Genomic DNA, 1,964 nt, shown 5'->3' on the forward strand with positions numbered 1-1,964 from the left:
GTCCAGGAAGACGCAGTCGAAGTTCGCGAAAAAGTCCTCACCGACGTGGACGTTCGAGCCGTAGTCGCAGCGAAACGACGGCTCGACGGTACACGCCTCGCCGCAGGAGCCGAGCAGCTCCTCGAGCAGCTCCCGTCGCCGACCGTCCTCGTCGGGCGCCGTCCGGTTGTACTCCCGCGTCAGTTTCCTGGCCCGTTCGCGTTCGGCCTCGAGTTCGGGATCGGTCGGATCGTACGGCTCGCCGGCGAGCATCTTCGCCTTCTCGCTGGTCATCGTGTGGGGCACTCGAACGAGCGAGGAAAGCGTTTTTCGACGGCGACCGGCGAGCCCGGCTCGAGCGTCGGAGCGGGACTGATGGCGGTCGGCGGTAGCGGGCTGTTTCTCTTCGCCGCGTCGCAGCTCCTGTTCTCGGACGACCCTGCCGACTCGGTTCCGAACAGTGGTGGAATCGGGTTAGCCGTGCTCGGCGCGGCACTCGTCTGTCTCGGGGCGCTGTTGCAACTGGCAGGGTAGTCGGCCGAAGACGATATCGTCGTTCTCGGGTCGCCCTCAGAAACAGGCTCACGCACCGCTCGAAGCACAACGGAGGGGCATGCCAGAACGCGACATATCGGCCGAATCTTCACAACTGACCGCTGAGACGTCCGGGTATGGAACTCGTCGAAGCCACCGCGGACGACCTCGAGGCGCTCGTCGACCGCTGGTACGACCTCGCGGAAACGATGGCGGAGCACTCGGAACTGAACGAACTCGACACGGACGTAATCGAGGGGGCCGCCGAAGACGGCTTCCGCGCGCACCTCGAGGATGAAGACGTCACCGACTACCTCGTCGTCTACGACGGCGAGACGATCGGCTTCGTCACGCTCCGCGAGGGCCGACATCCGTCTCGGCAGTACTCACACTTCCTCCGGATCGTGAACCTCGCTATCGACGAGGACCACCGGAGTCGGGGACACGGCGCGGCGGTCCTCGAGTGCGTGAAGGAACTCGCTCGAGAGCGCGGCTGTGACCATCTCAAAGTCTCTTGCGAGTGGGAAAACGAGGGTGCGCGCCGGTTCTATCGAGATGCGGACTTCCAGCCGAAGCAGGTCGACTACGCGCAGCCGTTGGAGTGAGTCCTGAAGCCGGTAACTACAGCCAGGCCGTGTATAACTGCTCGATTACCGCCAGACGGTCTCGAAGCCGGCGTCGCGAACGGTCCCGTCGGTAGTGATAATTGCGTTCGTCTCCCGCACCTGATGGCTAGCAACGATCAGGGCGTCGTGGATGGTGAACTCGTTTACGATCCGTGCGTACTCGACCAATTCCTCGTCAGCAACCGGCGCGACCGAGACGGGACCGTTTCCGACCAGTGCCCGGCGCGTTTCCTCCGGTGTTCCCGCGAGCGTGACGCCCCGGACGTCTTTGTCACGTGACACCGAATAGAGTACCTCGGCGAGCGCTGTACTGGGCGCCTGGATGACCGTTTCCCCGGCCTCGGCTTCGGCGAATATCCGGTCGGCTCGTTGCGGAAGGGCATCGACGAGGTAGGTCAACAACGCCACGGCGTCGGCGGTGTACGTTGCCATCTACGCCTCCTCGTAGTTTCGGTCCCGGCGGTCGCGGAGGCGCTGGTTCAACTCGTCGGCGATCTCCTCGCGTTTCTCCGCTGACGTCTCGTCGGGGACGAGCAATCCGCGTCCGCCGGTGCGAGTTCGCTTTTTCACGACGATCCCCTCGTCGGTATCCACCCAGACGACCTCGTCACCGGGTTCCAGGTCGTACTTCTCCCGGAGCTCCTTGGGAATCGTCGTCTGTCCTTTCTCCGTGATACGCGTGGACTTGCTCATACGTAGTAATACCGTTCGTAATACTTTAGTCTGTACGTGGCTCGCTTCGCTCGCTGTGACATCCTCCCCGGCGTAAACGCCGGGGCTTCCCGTACCGCAGGTGGGATATTTGCCGGTCTACGACACGACTTG

General features: G+C 63.3%; 5 protein-coding genes. 2 read left to right on the plus strand and 3 right to left on the minus strand.

All coding sequences use genetic code 11. The features are described from left to right. Positions 1-273 (minus strand): maltose acetyltransferase domain-containing protein (locus tag ACNA7R_RS20110; protein ID WP_416285312.1); only part of this gene is annotated, 273 nt, incomplete at its 3' end. A 3-nt stretch (positions 274-276) separates the two neighbouring features. Here ACNA7R_RS20110 and ACNA7R_RS20115 point away from each other — a divergent pair. Together ACNA7R_RS20115 and ACNA7R_RS20120 are read left to right on the plus strand one after the other, a co-directional pair. After that, complete coding sequence (locus tag ACNA7R_RS20115) at positions 277-513, plus strand: hypothetical protein (RefSeq protein ID WP_416285313.1); 237 nt, start codon at positions 277-279, stop codon at positions 511-513. A 137-nt stretch (positions 514-650) separates the two neighbouring features. Beyond that, positions 651-1,118, plus strand: a complete 468-nt coding sequence (locus tag ACNA7R_RS20120) for a GNAT family N-acetyltransferase (RefSeq protein ID WP_416285315.1) — start codon at positions 651-653, stop codon at positions 1,116-1,118. Positions 1,119-1,163: 45 nt separating this feature from the next. Here ACNA7R_RS20120 and ACNA7R_RS20125 read toward each other — a convergent pair whose 3' ends face one another. Both ACNA7R_RS20125 and ACNA7R_RS20130 read right to left on the minus strand, forming a co-directional pair. Continuing rightward, positions 1,164-1,571 (minus strand): hypothetical protein, encoded by a 408-nt coding sequence (locus ACNA7R_RS20125; protein ID WP_416285316.1) that lies wholly within the window; start codon positions 1,569-1,571, stop codon positions 1,164-1,166. Continuing rightward, positions 1,572-1,832: an AbrB/MazE/SpoVT family DNA-binding domain-containing protein gene (locus tag ACNA7R_RS20130; protein ID WP_416285317.1), complete on the minus strand. Its 261-nt coding sequence runs from the start codon at positions 1,830-1,832 to the stop codon at positions 1,572-1,574. Positions 1,833-1,964 lie beyond the last annotated feature (132 nt).

Source organism: Natronococcus sp. (assembly GCF_047921035.1).
In the GTDB taxonomy this organism is placed as follows: domain Archaea; phylum Halobacteriota; class Halobacteria; order Halobacteriales; family Natrialbaceae; genus Natronococcus.